This window comes from Ancylobacter sp. VNQ12, from assembly GCF_049445835.1.
Taxonomy (GTDB): Bacteria; Pseudomonadota; Alphaproteobacteria; order Rhizobiales; family Xanthobacteraceae; genus Ancylobacter.
Genome location: NZ_JBMSDU010000024.1, coordinates 18,231 through 36,835 on the forward strand (window position 1 = coordinate 18,231; position 18,605 = coordinate 36,835).

An 18,605-nucleotide genomic window follows, 5' to 3' on the forward strand; every position below is an offset into this window, starting at 1 on the left:
TTCCGCCACGGCATCGGGCAATCACGATAGGGTGAGACGGGCTTTTGCGAATGCACAGCGGTATTGCGTCCGACACAGACCAAGATGCCTAGGAAAGCACACCGCACCATGGTATGAGCCCTCGCCAACTCGAAGGCGTGCGGTGTCCATGCAAACCGCCTCGCCTCGGTCACCCATCCATCGGGCTGACGCGTTCGCTGCGCGTTGCATGCCCTCATTCGGGAGTTGGCGATGTCGGTATACGACGGCCTCGCGCGGGAAGCGCTTACCTTCGACGACGTGCTCCTCAAGCCGGGCCTGTCCGACGTCATGCCGGGTCAGGTGGATATCGGCTCGCGTGTGACCCGGTCGATCTCGCTGAACATTCCGATCATTTCCTCGGCGATGGACACCGTCACCGAATGGCGGCTCGCCATCGCCATGGCGCAGGCCGGCGGCCTCGGCGTCATCCACCGCAATCTCGACCCGGAAGTACAGGCCGAGCATGTGCGGATGGTGAAGAAGTTCGAGTCGGGGATGATCGTGAACCCCGTCACCATTCATCCTGATCAGACGCTGGCCGATGCGCTGGCGCTGATGAAGAACCACGGCATCTCCGGCATTCCGGTGGTCGAGCGCGGCTCCAACGGGCGCGGCGGCAAGCTGGTCGGCATCCTCACCAACCGCGACGTGCGCTTTGCCACCAACCCCGGCCAGCTCGTCTCCGAGCTGATGACCAAGGAACGGCTCGTCACCGTTCGCGAGGGTGTCGAGCAGGCCGAAGCCAAGCGGCTGCTGCACCAGTTCCGCATCGAGAAGCTGCTGGTGGTGGACGACGAGGGCCGCTGCGTCGGCCTTATCACCGTCAAGGACATGGAAAAGGCCGTCACCAACCCCAACGCGGCCAAGGACGAGCAGGGCCGCCTGCGCGTCGCCGCGGCGACCAGCGTCGGCGACGACGGCTTCCGCCGCGCCGAGCTGCTGGTGGATGCGGGCGTCGACCTCGTCGTCGTCGACACAGCGCATGGCCATTCGCGCAAGGTGCTCGACCAGGTCAGCCGCATCAAGCAGCTCTCCAACAAAGTGCAGATCCTCGCCGGCAACATCGCCACCGGCGAAGGTGCTCAGGCGCTGATCGATGCCGGCGCAGACGCGGTGAAGGTCGGCATCGGGCCGGGCTCCATCTGCACCACCCGCATCGTCGCGGGCGTCGGCGTGCCCCAGCTCACTGCTATCCTCGATGCGGTCGAGGTGGCCCGCAAGAACGACACGCCGGTGATCGCCGATGGCGGCATCAAGTATTCCGGCGATCTCGCCAAGGCGCTGGCCGCCGGTGCCGACTGCGCCATGATCGGTTCGCTGCTGGCCGGTACGGATGAGAGCCCCGGTGAGGTCTACCTCTATCAGGGCCGCTCCTATAAGTCGTATCGCGGCATGGGCTCGGTGGGCGCCATGGCGCGCGGCTCGGCCGACCGCTATTTCCAGGCCGAGGTGAAGGACACGCTGAAGCTCGTGCCGGAAGGCATCGAGGGGCAAGTTGCCTATAAGGGGCCGGTCGGCGGCGTGTTGCACCAGCTCGCTGGCGGCCTGCGCGCGGCGATGGGCTATGTCGGCGGCGGCACGCTGGCGGAGTTCCGCGAGAAGGCGCAGTTCGTGCGCATCTCCGGCGCCTCGCTGCGCGAGAGCCACGTCCATGACGTGATCATCACCCGCGAGAGCCCGAACTATCCGAACGGGGCCTGACGGCCCCCATTCTCCTTCCCGATCCGGTTTCCAGGAGAAACTCCGCACCGTGTCCGTCGCTGCTATTCTGCTTCCCGTCTTCGTCCAGGTCGGGCTCACCTTCGCGGTGCTGCTCCGGCTTGGGATTGTGCGGGCCGCGGCGATCCGGGCCTGCGCGGTGGAGCACGACAGGGTGGTGATCGACGAGACGGGATGGCCGGCGACGGTGCGGCAAGCGGGCAACTGCTTCCGCAACCAGTTCGAACTGCCCGTGCTGTTCTACACGGTCATGATCCTGGCTCTGGTGACGCGGCAGGCGGATGGGTTGTTCGTGCTGCTCGCCTGGGTCTTCACGCTCAGCCGCATCGCCCACGCGCTCGTCCATGTGACCAGCAACGACATCCGCCTGCGCTTTCCGTCCTTTCTGGTCGGTGTGCTGGTGCTGTTCGTGATGTGGGTGATATTCGCGCTGGGCATTCTCCTTTCGCCGGCAATGCCGTGACGAGGTTCGCATGACTCCCGCCGCCCGGCTTTCCGCCGCCATCGAGGTGATGGGCTCCATCCTGACCGAGCGCCGCCCTGCGGCCGACGTGCTGAGGGACTGGGGTCGCAGCCACCGCTTCGCCGGTTCCGGCGACCGCGCCGCGCTGTCCTCGCTGGTCTATGACGCTCTGCGCCGCCGCGCCTCCGCCGGGTGGATCATGGGCGGGGAAACCCCGCGCGCGCTTGTGCTCGGCACGCTGCGGCTCGCACGCGGCCTCGACGTCGAGGCAATCGCCGCGCTGTGCGACGGCGCGCGCTTTGCCCCCGAGCCGCTGAGCGAAGATGAGCGCGCACAGCTGGATGCCGCCTCGCTCGATGACGCACCCGCCCATGTGCGCGGCGACTACCCCGACTGGCTCGACGCCTCGCTGGCGTCGGTATTCGGCGAGGCACGGGCGGAGGAGGGTATGGCGCTGGCTGAGCGCGCGCCGTTGGACCTGCGCGTCAACACGCTGAAAGGCGCGGTCGACAAGGCGACGCAGCAGCTTTCCCATCTCGACCCCGTGCCGGGGCAGTGGTCGCCGCTGGCGCTGCGCATCGCGCTTTCCGCCGACGGCAAGGCGCCTCCGGTCACGGTCGAGCCGGCCTATCTCAAGGGGCTGGTCGAGGTCCAGGACGAGGGTTCGCAGCTCGCCGCCATCCTCGCTGCCCCGCCGCGCGGCGGTCAGGTACTGGATCTGTGCGCCGGTGGCGGCGGCAAGACCCTCGCGCTCGCGGCGCTGATGGATGGCGCCGGTCAGCTCTATGCCTATGACGACGATCTGCGCCGCCTCGCACCGATCCATGAGCGCGTGCAGCGCGCCGGCGCGCATAACGTCCAGGTCCGTTCCCCCCGGGGTAAGGGCGCTGCCCGCGCCGAGGTGCTGGACGACCTCGAAGGCCGCATGGACCTCGTCCTCGTCGACGCGCCCTGCACCGGCACCGGCACCTGGCGCCGCAACCCGGACGCCAAATGGCGCATGCGCCCCGGCGCGTTGGCCGAGCGGGTGAAGGAGCAGGCGGAGATTCTCGACGCCGCCGCCCGCTTCGTGAAGCCCGGCGGGCGCCTCGCCTATATCACCTGTTCGCTGCTCGACGAGGAGAATGTCGACCAGATTCGCGCCTTCGTGACGCGCCACCCGGCCTTCCGCCCTATTCCGCCCGCCGAGGCCGTGCTGGCGCTCGGCGAGCGCGGCATTGCCCTGCGCGAGGCCGCGCTGGAGCGCCCCGAGGGCCTCTTGCTGACGCCGCGCCGCACCCATACCGACGGCTTCTTCGTCGCCCTGATGGTGCGCGAAGCCTGATCCCTATATGAACGCCACCGAGATCGCCGCCCGTCAGACGATAGAGCCGCACATGACCGAAACCGACGCCCCCGCCCATCACGACACCATCCTCATCATCGACTTCGGCTCGCAGGTGACGCAGCTCATCGCCCGCCGCGTCCGCGAGGAGGGGGTCTATTCCGAGATCGTGCCCTATCAGAGCGCGGCCGAGGCGGTACGGCGGCTCAAGCCCGTCGGCATCATCTTCTCCGGCGGTCCGGCCTCGGTGATGGACGAAAACAGCCCGCGCGCGCCGCAGGAAGCCTTCGACGCCGGCGTGCCGATCTTCGCCATCTGCTATGGGCAGCAGACCTGCGCGCTGCAACTCGGCGGCGAGGTCGAGGGCGGCCATGCCGCGGAATTCGGCCGCGCCGAGGTGACGGTGAACAAGCCCAGCGCGCTCTATGAGGGCGTGTGGGAAGTTGGCAGCCGCTATCCCGTCTGGATGAGCCATGGCGACCGGGTGACGCGCCTGCCGGAAGGCTTCGAGGTGGTCGCGACCTCGGAGAATGCGCCCTTCGCCATCGCGGTGAACGAGGGGCGGCGAATTTACACCACTATGTTCCACCCGGAGGTGGTGCACACGCCCCATGGCGCGGCGCTGATCCGCAACTTCGTGCGCAAGATTTCCGGCGCGCGCGGCGACTGGGGCATGAAGGCCTATCGCGAGGAGTCCATCCGCCGCATCCGCGAGCAGGTGGGCGACGGCAAGGTGATCTGCGGTCTGTCGGGGGGCGTGGATTCCTCCGTCGCGGCGGTGCTGATCCATGAGGCGATCGGCGACCAGCTGACCTGCGTCTTCGTCGACCACGGGCTGTTGCGGCTCGGCGAGGCGGAGAAGGTCGTCACCCTGTTCCGCGACTATTACAACATCCCGCTGGTGCATGTGGACGCCTCCGAGATGTTCCTCGGCGCGCTGGAAGGCGTCACCGACCCCGAGGTGAAGCGCAAGACCATCGGCAAGCTGTTCATCGACGTGTTCGAGGCTGAGGCCAAGAAGATTGGCGGCGCGGGCTTCCTCGCCCAGGGCACGCTCTATCCCGACGTGATCGAGAGCGTGAGCTTCACCGGCGGTCCCTCGGTGACGATCAAGAGCCACCACAATGTCGGCGGCCTGCCCGAGCGCATGAACATGAAGCTCGTCGAGCCGCTGCGCGAACTGTTCAAGGACGAGGTGCGCGCGCTCGGTCGCGAGCTCGGCCTGCCCGACGTCTTCGTCGGCCGCCACCCGTTCCCCGGCCCGGGCCTCGCCATACGCTGCCCCGGCGAGATTACCCGCGAGAAGCTGGATATCCTGCGCCTCGCCGACGAGATCTATCTCGAGGAGATCCGCCGCGGCGGCCTCTATGACGAGATCTGGCAGGCCTTCGCCGTGATCCTGCCGGTGAAGACGGTGGGCGTGATGGGCGACTACCGCACCTATGACTATGTGGTGGGCCTGCGCGCCGTGACCTCCGTGGACGGCATGACGGCGGATTTCTATCCCTTCGACATGGCCTTCCTCGGCCGCGTGGCGACCCGCATCGTCAACGAGGTAAAGGGCGTCAATCGCGTGGTCTACGACGTGACGTCGAAGCCGCCGGGGACGATCGAGTGGGAGTGAATTAAGGTCGTTTCAGACCGTCCCGCTCCGTGCCACATATCGCACGATCCCTCTGATTGGTAAGGATAATTCTTCCTATCCCGTATCGCTGCATGTCACCCCAGCCGAGCCACTGTGTTGGTAGCGATGTTGGTATGGCGCAGGATGGTCGAGAAACGGGCTTCCGGTACCAACAGCGCCTGTTGATAGTAGCCGTTCGCCCCCCCCCGACCGGATGCGGATTTATGAGCGAACTCACTGATAAGGAACTGAAAAATCTCAAGCCGAGGGCCAAGATCTAAAAGGTGACGGGAAGACGGTGGGAACGCAGTTGTTCGAAGAAGACCGCGACGAGTGAAACTTGTGGCGGTCTTGCCCCTTAGCCGCCTCTCGAGGGGCCTTTCAGAGACCTCCGTGACCTTGCCCCTCCTCGCCAATCCAGCGTGAAGTTCGTTCGAGCCCATTGTGAGTCTGCCCCCCGGCTTTATCGCCAGAGAAACCAGATTAAACGCTTCTTCAGCCGCATCACCCAGATGCGCCACCCAGCCACGCGCTGCGATCGCCGACCGGACAACAACCTGGCAGCCCTCGATCTCGCAGCAATTCGCGTCTGGATCCTGTCGCTATGAGGCCGCAGCCTGGCGACCGGTATCTACCCGCAGTTTCAATAGCTCACATAGACGCGGGCCTGGAAGGTGATGTCGCCGGCCTGCGTGTAGATGGCGTCGGTGAGGGCGACGCCGCCCACCAGCGTCGCGGTGATGGCGCGGTTCAGCACATAGTCGGCGCCAAGGCCGACAGCGGCCAGCCCATAATCAGTCTGCGGCACGGGGCCGACCAGGCTCTCATAGGCGTAGGTGCGGCCCCACGACATATCCAGGAAGGCGTAGGGCGAGAGTTGGTCGCTGGCGCGAGGGACACCGTGTGCCGAAAGCAGGCCGAAGGTGGGCGTGCGCAGCTCGTTTCGCCAGACGACGCCGGTGTCCACGGTGGCATCGTCCAGCGTGTAGCCGCGCGTGGCAAAGAGACCGCCAAGGCTCAGCTGCTCCGTATCCGGCAGGGGCTGCCCCGCCGCCGTGCCAGAGAGGTTGCTGATCCAGCTGAACCCTATCGGCAATCGGGTGACGCGGTTGAGCGCGCCGGTGCCATAGACATAGGTTACGTCGGTGACGCGCCCGCCGCTATAGGTGGTCCAGAGCGCATCGCTGTTGCCGCCGAGCACCGCGCCGGGATTGCCGATGAGCTTCAGATCGAGCCCGGTGGTGCCGTAGGGGTCCGAGCGCGATACCGACCAGCCGGCGATCAGCTCGAACAGGTCGGCGCTGGCGCCGCCCAGATTCTCACCGGTGAAGTAGCTGGTGCGCGAGACCGTCTTGGCCGAGGCGCCGAGGATGAGATCGCCGGCATACAGGCCGGGCACGAGGTTGGAGAGCGCGGTGCGGTAATAGACCGGGATTTCCAGCGTCTCGTTGTCATAGGCGAACGCGTCGCCAAGGGCGTTCTGCCGGGTGGCCACATAGCTGGGGACGATTTCGAGGTTTTGGCGAGCGCCTGTGGAGAGCACGAGGCGGCCGGCCTGGCTGTAATAGCTGGGCTGCTGCGGCCCGCTGCCGACGGAGCCGGGATCGCTCCAGAAATTGTCGCTGCCGGTGAGCTGGTAGGACACGAAGCTGTCGGGCAGGCCCGGCAGGGCGGCGCCAATGCCCGCGAAATAGCGGTCGAAGCCGGTGGTGTGCGTGCCGGTGTTGGACCAGCCGCCAAACACCTGCCACGGCTTCAGCGGCGTCACCTCAAGGGTGAGCGTGCTGAGGCCGAGGTCGTCACCCGGCGAGAACACGCCATTGACCGAGCGGTAGGGCGAGCGGTTGAGCCAGTCGAGGTCTTCCTCGAGGGCATCCACCGCGATGCGCTGGCCTGGGGCAGTTCGCACGCGGCTGGCGATGTCCGCCTGCGCGCCCGGTTCCGCGCCGGAGACCTGCACCGCGCCGGTGCGGAATTCCACCACCCGTAGGGTCAGTACGCCGCCGGTGACTTCCTGCGGGGGAAGGGTAACGGAGACGAAGGGATAGCCGGCGGCGCGATAGGCCAACGCGATGGCGGCCTGGATGTCCGAGATGCGCTTGCGTGACAGCGGCTGGCCGAGGAAGGGCGTTAGCGCGCGGGTGAGGGCGGCGCGGTCGATCTCGCCCACGGCGCCGATGCTGATGCCGCGTCCGGGCCGTGTGGCGACGGTCTCCCGCGTGCCGATGAGGCTGATGCCGGAGAGGGCGACCCCGAGCGGGCTGTCATCCGGGCTGCCGGCCAGATCCTGCGGGCCGACCAGCAGTCGGCCCTGACCGGAGATGACCGGCGGCAGGTTCCGCTCCACCGGGGCGATCGTCTGGGCCCCGGCGGGCGGAGCCACGAGCAGGGCGGCGAGGGTGACGGGCAGCGCGCGCAGCGGCGTAGGGAGGCCCATGATGGAAGAGGTGCGTGTCATGCCTCACAACCCCCCGAAACGCAGATGCGGGGTAGCCGGCAGGTTGGCAGCCATGGGCAGGAAGACGCATTTTCCTGCGGTCGAGGAACCGCCGCAGGCGGTGAGGCGCGGGGCTGGCGTGTTTTCGGAAGGGGTCTCGAGCCGGTCGATGACGGCGATGAGACCATCCGTCTCCAGCGTCACCACCACCTGGTCCGGCACGCTGGTCTCGACGAAATCGGTGTTCTGCGTGGAGCCGATGACGGTTAGTTCCCCGGGAACATAGGTGAGGGCATAGTTGGAGCTGGCAGTGAGGGTGCCCTGCAGAATGGCATAACGTCCCGGCAGTGAGCTGATGGTGGCATCGCTGGTGAGCGCGCCGGTCAACAGGTCGCCATTGGCAAGCCCGAGCCCGCCGATGGTGTAGGTAAAGGCCGGATTGGCGACGTTGGCCGGGCGGCTCGCATTGTCGGCCGTCACGATGAGCGGGCGCGGCGAGACGACGATCTCCGCGCCGGTATAGCTGAGCGTATAGTTGGACGAGGCCGCGAGCGTGCCCTGCGTGATTACGTAAACGCCGACATTCGAGTTGGACGAGGCCGTTGTGGCAAGGGCGCCCGAGAGGGTGTCACCGTTGACGAGGCCGGCGCCGCCCACCGTGTAGGTGAGGGTAGGCGCGCTGTCGCCATACACCATGGACTGCCCGGCGGCTGCCACACTCAAGGACCGTGGCGTGACGGCGATATTCGCGCTCACATAGGTGATCGCATAGTTGGACGAGGCCGCGAGCGTGCCCTGCGTGATGGCGTAAGCGCCGACGTTCGACGTGGAAGAGGCGAGGCTGGCGAGCGCGCCTGTGAGGGTATCGCCGCTGTAAAGCGTGCCGGTGGCGACATAGGTGAAGGTCGGCAGCCCGTTGCCATAGAGCATGGTGGCGGCGTCCGCCGTCACAGTCAGCGCAGCGGGGGAGAGGGTGAGCGTTCCCGGGGCATAGGTGATGTCATAGTTGCCGGAGGTGAGGCCGGACGCCGTTATTGAATAGCTGCCCGCATTCACTGCCCCCTGCGAGGTGCCGCCATAGGCGAGGGTGCCCCCGAGGCTGGAGGACGAGTCACTGCCGACGAAGCCGCTATAGGACACACCGTTGCCGCCGGAATAGGCGGTGGCGTCATAGACCTTGCTGGCGTTGTTGGCCGTAATCGTCAGCGCCGCCGTCCCCACCGTGAGCGTGCCGGGTGCATAGGTGATGTCGTAGTTGCCGGAGGTGAGGCCGGAGGCTGTTATGGAATAGGTGCCGGCATTCACCGCGCCCTGCGAGGTGCCGCCATAGGCGAGGGTGCCCCCGAGGCTGGAGGATGTGTCGCTGCCGACGAGGCCGGAGTAGGTGACGCCGTTGCCGCCGGAATAGGCGGCGCCATCATAGGTCTTGCCGGCATCGTTCGCGGTCACCGTCAGCGCCGCCGTGCCGACCGTGAGCGTGCCGGCCGCATAGGTGATGCCGTAGTTGGTGGAGGTCAGGCCGGAGGCCGTTATGGAATAGGTGCCGGCATTCACTGCCCCCTGCGAGGTGCCGCCATAGGCGAGGGTACCGCCGAGGCTGGAGGATGTGTCACTGCCGACGAAGCCGGAGTAGGTGACGCCGTTGCCACCGGAATAGGCGGCGCCATCATAGGTCTTGCCGGCATCGTTCGCCGTCACCGTCAGTCCGGCCTGGGCGACGGTCAGGGAGCCCGAGACGAAGCTGATGTCATAGCCGAACTGGCTGGAATAAAGCCCGGAAAGGGAGAGGTCGGCGCCGGTATAGCTGCCTGCATCGGCACTGGAGGCGGTGTAGCCGGCGGTCCCCGAGACCAGCGACGTATCGTATCCCGATGGGCTGTAGACCAGAGTGCCCACATCGGCCGAGGTGGCAAGGCCATCATAGGTCTTGGAGCCGCTGCCGCCCGTCACCGTCAGGCTGGCCATGAAGCTGCGCAGCAGCGGCATGGTGTAGCCATCATAGATGCGCCAGACGGAGGAGGTGCCGCCCGCGTCGTCGATGCTCCAACCAACGTTGGTGAACGTTGCAAGGTTCGTCATCTGTGTCGCGGTCAGGCCCACGGCACCGGAATCAGGACCGCCGGCGACGCCCAGAGCGTTCCCGGAGGTCGTTGTGTTCCAGAAGCTGTCGACGATGGTGCCGAAATTGTTATAGCCGACCAACCCACCAACATATACGCCGGTCGATGCGGCTCCGGTGGCGTAGCTGCTATTTATTGTTCCGTCGCTGTATCCAACAAGGCCTCCACTATAATAGCCGTTGGAGCCAGAAACAGAACCTGTCGCGTATGTGTCTGTAACCGTGCCGCTCAGAAAGCCCAGAAGGCCACCCTGGTAAAAGCCGGAGACCGAGCCGGTCGCGAAAGAATTTGAGACGCTGCCACCATTGTTATTACCCACCAGGCCGCCGGAATTATATCCGCTGGCGACGTTCCCGGTCGCGAAGGAGCCGCTGATTACGCCTGCATTCAACCCTGCGAGACCACCCGCCGAACTCCCGACCGAAGTTGTAGCGGACACCGTACCCGAGGCGGAAGAGTTGGCGATGATGCTGCTACTCAAATAGTTGTAGCCAACGAGGCCGCCGGCATAGCTGCCGTCTACGCCAGTGGCCGAGACGGTGGCGGCAGAGGTTGAACCGGTAATGGTGCCCGAATTCTGACCCACGGCGCCGCCGATGGATCCGTATGTACTGGCGCCCGTATTGCCGACACTGCCATAGGCGGTCACATTCGTGATCGTGCCCGAGTTGAAAGCGGCAATCATGCCTGCGTCCACACCCGTCACCACCCCCGCAACCGTGAGGTTGCTGACGCTCCCGCCGACGCCGATGTAGTCGAACAGGCCGGCCGCACCCGCCGGGCGGTGGATCGTGAGGCCGCCGATGGTGTGCCCGCCGCCATCCAGACTGCCGGTGAAAGTGGTGGCGGAACTGCCAATGGGGGCAAAGCCCGCGCTGGCGTTCCAGATAACGGACGGCGTTGCGTTGATGTCCGCGGTCAGGACGAAATTCTGGGAGAGCAGGCCCGCAGAGCCGACGCCCTGGAGGCCGTAGAGATCCTCGATCTGATAGGGCGTCGCCGCCGAACCATCGCCGCCGGTGGCGCGCAGGAAGGTGGCGGAGCTGCCGATCACGAAATTTTTGGCGGCAAACGAGGGAAGCGTCGCCGTGATCTGTCTCCAGGTGCCGCTGGTGAGGTTGAACGTGCCCATGTCGATGGCGCTGGAAGTGGTGGCGGTGCCGCTGGCGTTCACGATCAGCGTGCCGATGGTGCCTGTGACGGCGCCCCCCAGGCCGATGTTGCCGCCCGCGGTGGTGGACAGGCTCAGGCTGGAGGCATCCGACCAGGACACGGCATCGGCGATGGTGAGCGCGCCGCCCGCCGAGAGTGTGATCGCGCCGCTGACGCCGAACGTCCCGCCGCTGTCGATGGTGAGGAGGCCGGAGGAGCCGAGACTGGCGTTGAGCGTGTAATTGCCGGAGGTGTTGAGATAGACGCCATATCCCGCCGTCGTGGTCAGCGGCGTGAAGGAACTGGAGGAGAGGAAGGACAGGTCGGTGTCGGTATAGCTGCCGCGCGTGGCGAGATAGTTTGTCCGGGTTGCGGTCAGCGTGGACTGGCCGGTGATGACGTTGGCCGCCGTGCCATAGATGGTGACGTTCTGCACGCCGTTCGTGCCCGCCACGTCCGAGAAGGCCGCGCCCTTGGCGGTGCCGTTATCCAGATAGGTGAGGACGCCGCTGGAGGAGAGCCCGCTGGCCGCGGCGAGGATGTAGTAATAGCCGTTGGCCCCGCTGCTGCCGCTGCCGATGGCGCTGCCGCCGGAAACGGCTGTCACCGTGACGCCCGCCAGCGCGGTGGTGCCCGCATCGCTGTAGGCCACGCCCGAGACGGCGATGGGCGTCGTCGAATAGCGCCAGCCGAGATAAGGATAGAGGTTGGTGCCGGTGCCCCAGATGGAGGAGGAGAAGCCGGCGGGCAGACTCCCCTGGAGCTGGGCGGTGGTGCGGGCTGTGGGGCTGCCGGAGCCGCCTCCGACGCCCACTGAGAGGCCGCTGGTCTGCGTGTTCCAATAGACGTTTGTGAAGGCCGAGAACGGGCCGCTGTTCACTCCGGCAAAGCCTCCGACGCCCGAGGCGCCCGTGACATAGCCGGTGGAGTAGGCGTTTGTAATGGTGCCGTTGGTGAAGTTCAGCCCGACGAACCCACCCACATAGGTGACCCCCGCGCCGTTGACGCGGCCGGTCGCGTAGGAATCGGTGATCGCGCCGTCGTTGAACCCCACGAAACCGCCGATCGGGCCGTCAGCGCCCGTGACGGTTCCCGTCGCATAGGACTGGCTGATGGTGGTGGAGGTGCCGGCGTTGCCGACCAGACCGCCCACATATCCCCCCACCAGGCTCGTGCTGGTGACATTGCCGGTGGCATAGGAGCGGGTGATGGTCGCTGCCCCGGACATATCGCCGACGAGACCGCCAGCGTACTGCCCTGCGGCGGTCACATCGCCGGTCGCGAAGGAATCGCTGATGGTGCCGCCAATGAAACGTCCGATGAGGCCGCCGACGGTCGGATGTACGACACCCGGGCTTGAGACCGTCGCGCTCGACGAGGCCGATGAGACCGCGCTGTTGTCCATGACGCCGATCAGCGAACCCACATAGGCACCGCCGGTGATGCTGCCACCCGAGAGCGCGACATTCGTCACCGTGGCGCCGAAGGTGTAGCCGAAGAGACCGACCTCCTCCGAGCTGCCGCGATTGATGGTCAGGCCCGAAATCGTGTGGCCCTGGCCATCGAAAGTTCCGGTGAAACGGGAATCCACGGGGAGCTGGGTACCGACCGGCACGAAGCCGGAGGCACCCCACAGGCCGCTATAATAGCCGTTGCTCCCTAGGGCCTGTGCGCTGGCCATGTCGATGTCGGCGCCCAGCGTGTAGCCGGCGGAGAGGTCCAGCACCATGAGCTGGAGCGCCGCCGGCGTCGCGATCACCGTCGAATATTCGTTGCGCAGCATCGGGCGGGTGTCGCCGTCGATCATCACCCAGGTGTTGGTGAAATCGAGGCCAGCGTAGGTCGCCTGCGTGCGTGGGGCGCCGGAGACATCCACGGCCGTGCCGGTCACGGTCGACGAGGATAAGGTGCCGACCGCCGCCGCCTGCCCGGTCGAATTTGCATCCCAGTACGCGTTGGTCAGTGCCGCCGGGCCCTGATCCATGAAGCCGATCAGGCCGCCGACGCTGCTGGCCCCTGTGACACTGCCGCTGGCATAGACCTTGGTCAGGGTGAGCGGACCGCCCAGGGCCTGTCCCACGAGGCCGCCGGCGTTGCTGGCGGCCGTCACCGCTCCGGTGGCGTAGGAATCGGAGATCGTGACGGTGTAAAGCGCATAGCCCACAAGGCCGCCGGCTCCATTGGACGACACCGTCACGGACGCGGCGGAGGAGGCGTTCGATAATGTGGTATCAGACAACCAACCGGCGATGCCGCCGGCTTCCTGGAATCCGGTCACGCTGCCGGTGACATGGATGTTGCTCAGGCTGGAGTTATTCACCTGGCCCACCAGCGCTCCCACCCGGGCGCCGCCACTCACAGAGACATTGGAGAGCGTCATGTCACGCAGCGTGGCGCCGTCGGCCTGGGCAAACAGGCCGATAAAGGTCGTCCCGGGTCGATTGATGGTCAGGCTATCAATATTGTGGCCGAGGCCGGAAAAGGTGCCGGAGAAGATCGTGCTGCTTCCGATCGGGTTGAAACCCGCGCCGCCGTTCCAGCTTGCGGTGGCCGAGGCGTCGATGTCGTTGCCGAGGGCAAAGTTTCCCGAACTGCTCATGCTTTGCAGGGCGGTGACATCGTGAATAAGCGTATAAGACGTACCGTTGATGGATAGCGATGCCCCGCTATCTGGCAGCGATACGCGCGCGCCGCTGAGCAGCGAATAGGAGATTCCGGCGCTGAGGCTCAGTTGCGCTCCGGACCCGCTGAGCGTCAGATCCTTGCTGATGTTCAGCGCGTTTGCCGCCGACAGCGTGTAGCTCGCGCCTGCCTGGCTGTCGCTGAGCGCAGCGGTGATGTTCAGATCGCCGGTGGTCGTGACGAGCGACAGCGTCCCGTTGCTGGTGATCGGGCCGGATACGTTCAGGTCCTGCCCGTTGGTCAGCGCAAACGAGCCCGAGGCGCTGGACGTACCGAGCGTCGTGATCGCGTTGACAGAATTGGTCAGGGCGACCGAACCGCCGTTTGTCGCCGTGGCGTTCAGCGTGTTCACGGTGATAGAGGAAGCGGTAGTGGTGGGCGATGCCACGCTCTGGTTGATGCCGCCCGCCCCTGCGTTGAGGACAAGGCCGCTGCCGCTGCCCGTTCCGGTCACGTTCGCGTTGAGGAAGATGCCCCCGGTCGAGGTATTCGCATTCAGCGTCAGCGTCGTGTTGGCAGACCAGGTCACCGCATCAACGACGGTGATGTTTCCCGCCTCGCTGCCTGCTCCCGAGGTCAGGACGACCATATTGTTGCTGGCGAGCGCACTCTGAAGGGGCGCGACATTCAGGTTGGTCCCGCTGCCGCCGGACGGCGTGGCGGTGTTCGGCGAGGATATCGTGTCGACCGAGACAAAGCTGTCGGCGGCGTTGGAAATCGTCACGTTGTAGGGATCGAGCAGCCAGGTGCCCGTCGCGCCATTGGCCGCCGTCGTCGTCACCTGCAGTCCGGCACCGAAGCCCAGCTTGTGGCCGGACGTCTCGACGAAGCCGCCGTCGCCGCCGAGCGCCCCGCCGTTGGCCGAGATCGTGCCGGCGAAATTGGTGACGCCGTCCGACCAGACCACCACGCTGCCGCCCGTGCCGGTGTTGGTGGCATCGGCGTTGATGACGCTGCCCGCCTCGATCACCACCGTCTGCGCGTGGGCCAGCGTGCCGCCGCCCTGGACGTCGCCGCCGATGCGCACCGTGCCGCCGGCTGATGCGCCGCTCACGTCCACCACCGCGCCGCTGGCCAGCGTCAGGTCGCTGCCGGTCACCGTTACGGCGCCGCCCGCATCGCCGTCCCCCTTGGCGTCCAGCGTGCCCGACACCTTCACCTTGCCGCCGGAGACCCGGATCTCGCCGCCCTTCGCCTTGCCGTTGGACGTGGCTGCCCGGGCCACCACCTTCTGGCTCACGGTGACGCTGCCGCCGTCGCCCGCGGTCAGGAAGACCCGCCCGCCCTTGCTGGTGACGCCTGTGGCCTTGGTGATGCTCTCGGTGTTGCCGGCCAGCGCATAGACATTGCCGCCATTGGCCTTCAATTCCACCTCGGCGGCCTTGATGATGCCCGAGGTCTTCACCTCGGTATCGGCCCCGCCTACCTTCACGACGAACTTACCGTCCGAGAGCGCGGCATCGCGCACCAGCACCTCATAACCGGCCGCCAGGGCTACCGTTCCGTTGGGTGCGGTGATGGTGCCGGCATTCTCGACCCTGCGGGCGATCAGCGCGACGTCGCCGCCCAGCGCGCCGATGGAGCCGTAATTGATGACGCTGGCGGTGCTCGCCCCCCGGAAAGTCAGGTCGCCTCCGGCATTGAAGGCCGCGTCGGAAATGTCATGCGTGGAGGCGACGAAGCTTCCGCCTGTCGTGATCCGCCCGCTCGGGCCGACGGTGATGCCGTTGGGATTGACCAGATACAGGCTGCCGGATGCCGAAAGGCTACCATTGATCTGCGACGGAGAGAGGCCGGTGACGCGGTTCAGCGTGGCACCGGAGCCGTTCTCGAAGCGCACGGTGTTGCCGGCGCCGATGGAGAAGGAGCCCCAGTTGATAATGGCGTTGGGTGAGGACTGGGTGACGAGAACGCCGGTGCCTGACGGCGACGTAATGACTGCGCTTCCAGACGCAACGCTTCCTGAGGTGGGGAGGACCTGGGCAAAGGCAGGCAAAGCGGGGACAACCAGTGCCGTGCTGGCGAGGAGAGCGGCGGCAGACCGGTGTACCACTCCAGCACTTCCCGAACGGACCAAGCAAGAGCGCCGCTGGCTCAAATTCCCCACCCCGATCATGATGGCACGTTCAAATAAGCCACTGATGCAACGTAGTGGCTTAGCCAACGGACCCGCGCAAGAGGGGCAGCTTTCTCAGCTTCAGATTTTACCTTTACATATCAATTTTGAATTCTCTTATTGAGGTCCAGTGGCGAAAAATGTCTTTGGACAATCGCCAATCCGCTTTTGCGCATTCCCGTGCGATATCACCGCCCGGTGGCATGGATTGAAACCGCCGTCGCGCCCTACCTTCCGTGGTGGACGGGTTCATGGGGGCGAGTCCCGTTTGAGTGCAGCAGCAAGATGCCGGAGAGAGGGTATGTCCACGGCCGATGCGTTCGCGCTTGAGCAGGTGAAAGAAGTTCTCGGCGACGGCCACCTCATCATCTGAACGACCGTGCCGCGCTTAAAGTCCTAGGTGAAGTTCGCTTGGCCCGTCGGGGCTTCCTAGCCTCAAATTTAGGAAAGAAGGCGTCCAGTAATCTCGGGCGGTTCACCTCGTCTACCGCCTTTCCAGTAGATGATTCTATGACTGCCGGTAACGCAACCGATCGATCACGAGGCGCAAGGCCGACGTGACTTGGCGTCGGCCTGAATAGAACAGATGGAATCCCTCAAATGGCGGGCACCAGTCGTTCAATACACGGCGTAGGGTCCCGTCCTCGATGTCGGCGGCGACCTCCGGCTCGACCACGAAGGCAATGCCGTGGCCCTCCCTCGCGGCCTCGATGCAGACGTCGCTTTCATTGAACATGAAGGGACCAGACACCTTCCTGGTGATCGCTTCGCCATCCTTCTCGAATTCCCACTCGTAAGGCAGAGCGTGCGGGTTGAAGCGTAGGCCAAGACAGGCGTGCCCATCGAGATCGGTCGGGTGCTCGGGAACGCCATGTGACCTGAAATAGTTCGGTGAGGCTACGGCGGCCATCCGGATCGGCGGTCCGATCCGTATCGAGATCATGTCGGGGCCAACGAACTCTCCAAGACGCACGCCGGCGTCGAAGCGGTCTTCGGCGATATCGGTGAGGCGGCTTTCGGTACTGAGTTCGATCTTCACCTCCGGATAGTCGCGCACAATCTGCGACAGTACAGGCCAGAGCAAGCCGTGCAGGGCCGCACGACTTGTGGTCAGCCGCACCAGCCCGCGGGGGGTGTCGCCCAGAAGCCGCAGCTCTTCGATCCGCGCCTCGATCTGCCCGAAACCCGGGCGCAATGCCGCCAGCAGCTTCTCGCCCGCATCGGTCGTGGTCACGTGACGCGAGGTGCGGTTGAGCAGCTTCAGTCCGATCGACGCCTCAAGGCGGCGAATGGTGTGGCTCACCGCCGACTGCGAGATGCCAAGACGCGCGGCGGCGCGGGTGAAGTTACTGTCGTCGGCCACCGTCATGAAGACGGAAAGATCGCTCAATTCGTCGCGCTTCATTCATAGTCCCCGCATCCAAAGTCCATTTCGCGCAATTTTCTGGCGACCGCAATGGAATATCTATGATTTTGATTCATGGTTGCAATGGCCTTGCGTGCAATTGTCGGCTCGATGCAGCGGACTTAGCTTGAAGGTCAATCCGACCCCGTGATGATCAATTCCGGCGAGCATCGCGCTTATTTGCGGCACGCGGTGTGATCTGCGGCGGCGCCGGCCGACCGGCCGAGAGTATGGGCCAAGGTCAATCAGGAGAAACAAAGTGACCAATAATATCAAAGACAAGGTCGTGATCATCACTGGCGCATCGTCCGGCATTGGCGAGGCAACGGCGAAGCTGCTCGCCGCCAAGGGCGCCAAGGTCGTGCTCGGCGCGCGGCGCGAGGACAAGCTGAAGGCGATCGCCGACAACATCGCTAAGGCAGGTGGCCAGGCGGTCTATCAGGCATTGGACGTGACGCGCCAGGACGACAACGACGCCATCGTCAAACTCGCCAAGGACAGCTTTGGCAAGGTCGATGCGATCCTGCTGAATGCCGGCATCATGCCGGTGTCTAATGTCTCCGCCCTCAAGACGTCCGAGTGGAAGCAGATGGTGGACGTCAACATCAACGGCGTTCTCAACGGGGTCGCCGCGGTCATGCCGATCTTCACCGCCCAGAAATCCGGTCACATCCTGGCCGTCTCCTCGGTCGCCGGCATCAAGGCCTACCCGGGCACTGCCGTTTATGGCGGTACCAAGTGGTTCGTCCGCGACTTCATGGAGTGCCTGCGCATGGAATCGGCGATGGAAGGCACCAACATCCGTACCGTCACGCTCTATCCGGCGGCCATCAATACCGAACTCCTGACCACGATCACCGACGAGGGGGCGGCGCAAGGCATGGCCGGCATTTACACCGCCTTCGGCATCGCGCCTGACCGCATCGCCCAGGTCGTCGCCTTCGCGTTCGACCTGCCCGAGGACACGACGGTCAACGAATTCACCGTCGGACCGGCCAAGCAGCCCTGGTGATGCAACAGCGGCGAGGCGCGAGAGCGAAGGGTTCAGCTCGCACTCCTGCCTTGCCCCAGAACAAGCTCACCAATTCCAGTGATTGCCTCGACAGGAACCACCATGAAAATCTCGCGCGTCGGCGCTGCACCTTCGATGAAGGGCCCGGAGGACTGGTTCACTGGCACCGTCCGGATCGACCCGCTGTTCGCCACCGAAGCCCCTGGCCGGGCGTCTGGCGCTACCGTCACCTTCGAACCCGGCGCCCGCACCGCCTGGCACACCCACCCCGCCGGTCAGGCGCTGATCGTCACCTCCGGCTTCGGCCGTGTCCAGCGCGAGGGTGGCCCGATCGAGGAAATCCGCCCCGGCGACGTGGTCTGGTTTCCGGCTGGCGAGAAACATTGGCACGGCGCCGCCCCGGATGTGGCCATGACCCATATCGCCATTCAGGAAGCGATCGACGGCTCTGCCGTAACCTGGATGGAGCACGTCAGCGACACCCAGTACGTGCCGAAGTGAGGGACGTGCCGATGACACTGGATTGCCTT

The 18,605-nt window shown here is 65.5% G+C and carries 9 protein-coding genes; 6 read left to right on the forward strand and 3 right to left on the reverse strand.

Translation table 11 applies throughout. The features are described 5' to 3' along the window. Positions 1–231 precede the first annotated feature (231 nt). From guaB to guaA, 4 genes are read left to right on the forward strand one after another with little or no spacing between them, the layout of a single operon-like run. Positions 232–1,722 carry an IMP dehydrogenase gene (gene guaB / locus ACO2RV_RS21925; RefSeq protein ID WP_423296368.1) on the forward strand — a complete coding sequence of 497 codons (1,491 nt, stop codon included), beginning with the start codon at positions 232–234 and terminating at the stop codon, positions 1,720–1,722. Positions 1,723–1,771: 49 nt separating this feature from the next. Beyond that, complete coding sequence (locus ACO2RV_RS21930; RefSeq protein WP_423296369.1) at positions 1,772–2,203, forward strand: MAPEG family protein; 432 nt, start codon at positions 1,772–1,774, stop codon at positions 2,201–2,203. A gap of 10 nt (positions 2,204–2,213) precedes the next feature. Continuing rightward, entirely contained in the window at positions 2,214–3,527 is a 1,314-nt protein-coding gene (locus tag ACO2RV_RS21935) for an RsmB/NOP family class I SAM-dependent RNA methyltransferase (RefSeq protein WP_423296370.1), read from the forward strand. A 52-nt stretch (positions 3,528–3,579) separates the two neighbouring features. Further along, positions 3,580–5,151: a glutamine-hydrolyzing GMP synthase gene (guaA, locus tag ACO2RV_RS21940; protein WP_423296392.1), complete on the forward strand. Its 1,572-nt coding sequence runs from the start codon at positions 3,580–3,582 to the stop codon at positions 5,149–5,151. Positions 5,152–5,794: 643 nt separating this feature from the next. Here guaA and ACO2RV_RS21945 read toward each other — a convergent pair. The 3 genes from ACO2RV_RS21945 to ACO2RV_RS21955 all read right to left on the reverse strand — a co-directional run bounded on the left by ACO2RV_RS21945 (position 5,795) and on the right by ACO2RV_RS21955 (position 17,063). Further along, entirely contained in the window at positions 5,795–7,609 is a 1,815-nt protein-coding gene (locus tag ACO2RV_RS21945; protein ID WP_423296371.1) for a ShlB/FhaC/HecB family hemolysin secretion/activation protein, read from the reverse strand. Positions 7,610–7,612: 3 nt separating this feature from the next. Further along, on the reverse strand, positions 7,613–15,595 hold the full coding sequence (locus ACO2RV_RS21950; protein ID WP_423296372.1) for an MBG domain-containing protein: 7,983 nt from the start codon (positions 15,593–15,595) through the stop codon (positions 7,613–7,615). Between the two features lie 571 nt (positions 15,596–16,166). Continuing rightward, positions 16,167–17,063, reverse strand: coding sequence for a LysR family transcriptional regulator (locus ACO2RV_RS21955; RefSeq protein WP_423296373.1), 897 nt, complete (start codon positions 17,061–17,063; stop codon positions 16,167–16,169). 259 nt (positions 17,064–17,322) lie between these two features. Between ACO2RV_RS21955 and ACO2RV_RS21960 the strand changes: the two genes are divergently transcribed. Both ACO2RV_RS21960 and ACO2RV_RS21965 read left to right on the forward strand, forming a co-directional pair. Then, the gene (locus ACO2RV_RS21960) at positions 17,323–18,075 is read left to right on the forward strand and encodes an SDR family oxidoreductase (RefSeq protein WP_423296374.1); all 753 of its coding nucleotides are present in this window, start codon (positions 17,323–17,325) and stop codon (positions 18,073–18,075) included. 102 nt (positions 18,076–18,177) lie between these two features. Then, the gene (locus tag ACO2RV_RS21965; protein WP_423296375.1) at positions 18,178–18,576 is read left to right on the forward strand and encodes a (R)-mandelonitrile lyase; all 399 of its coding nucleotides are present in this window, start codon (positions 18,178–18,180) and stop codon (positions 18,574–18,576) included. Positions 18,577–18,605 lie beyond the last annotated feature (29 nt).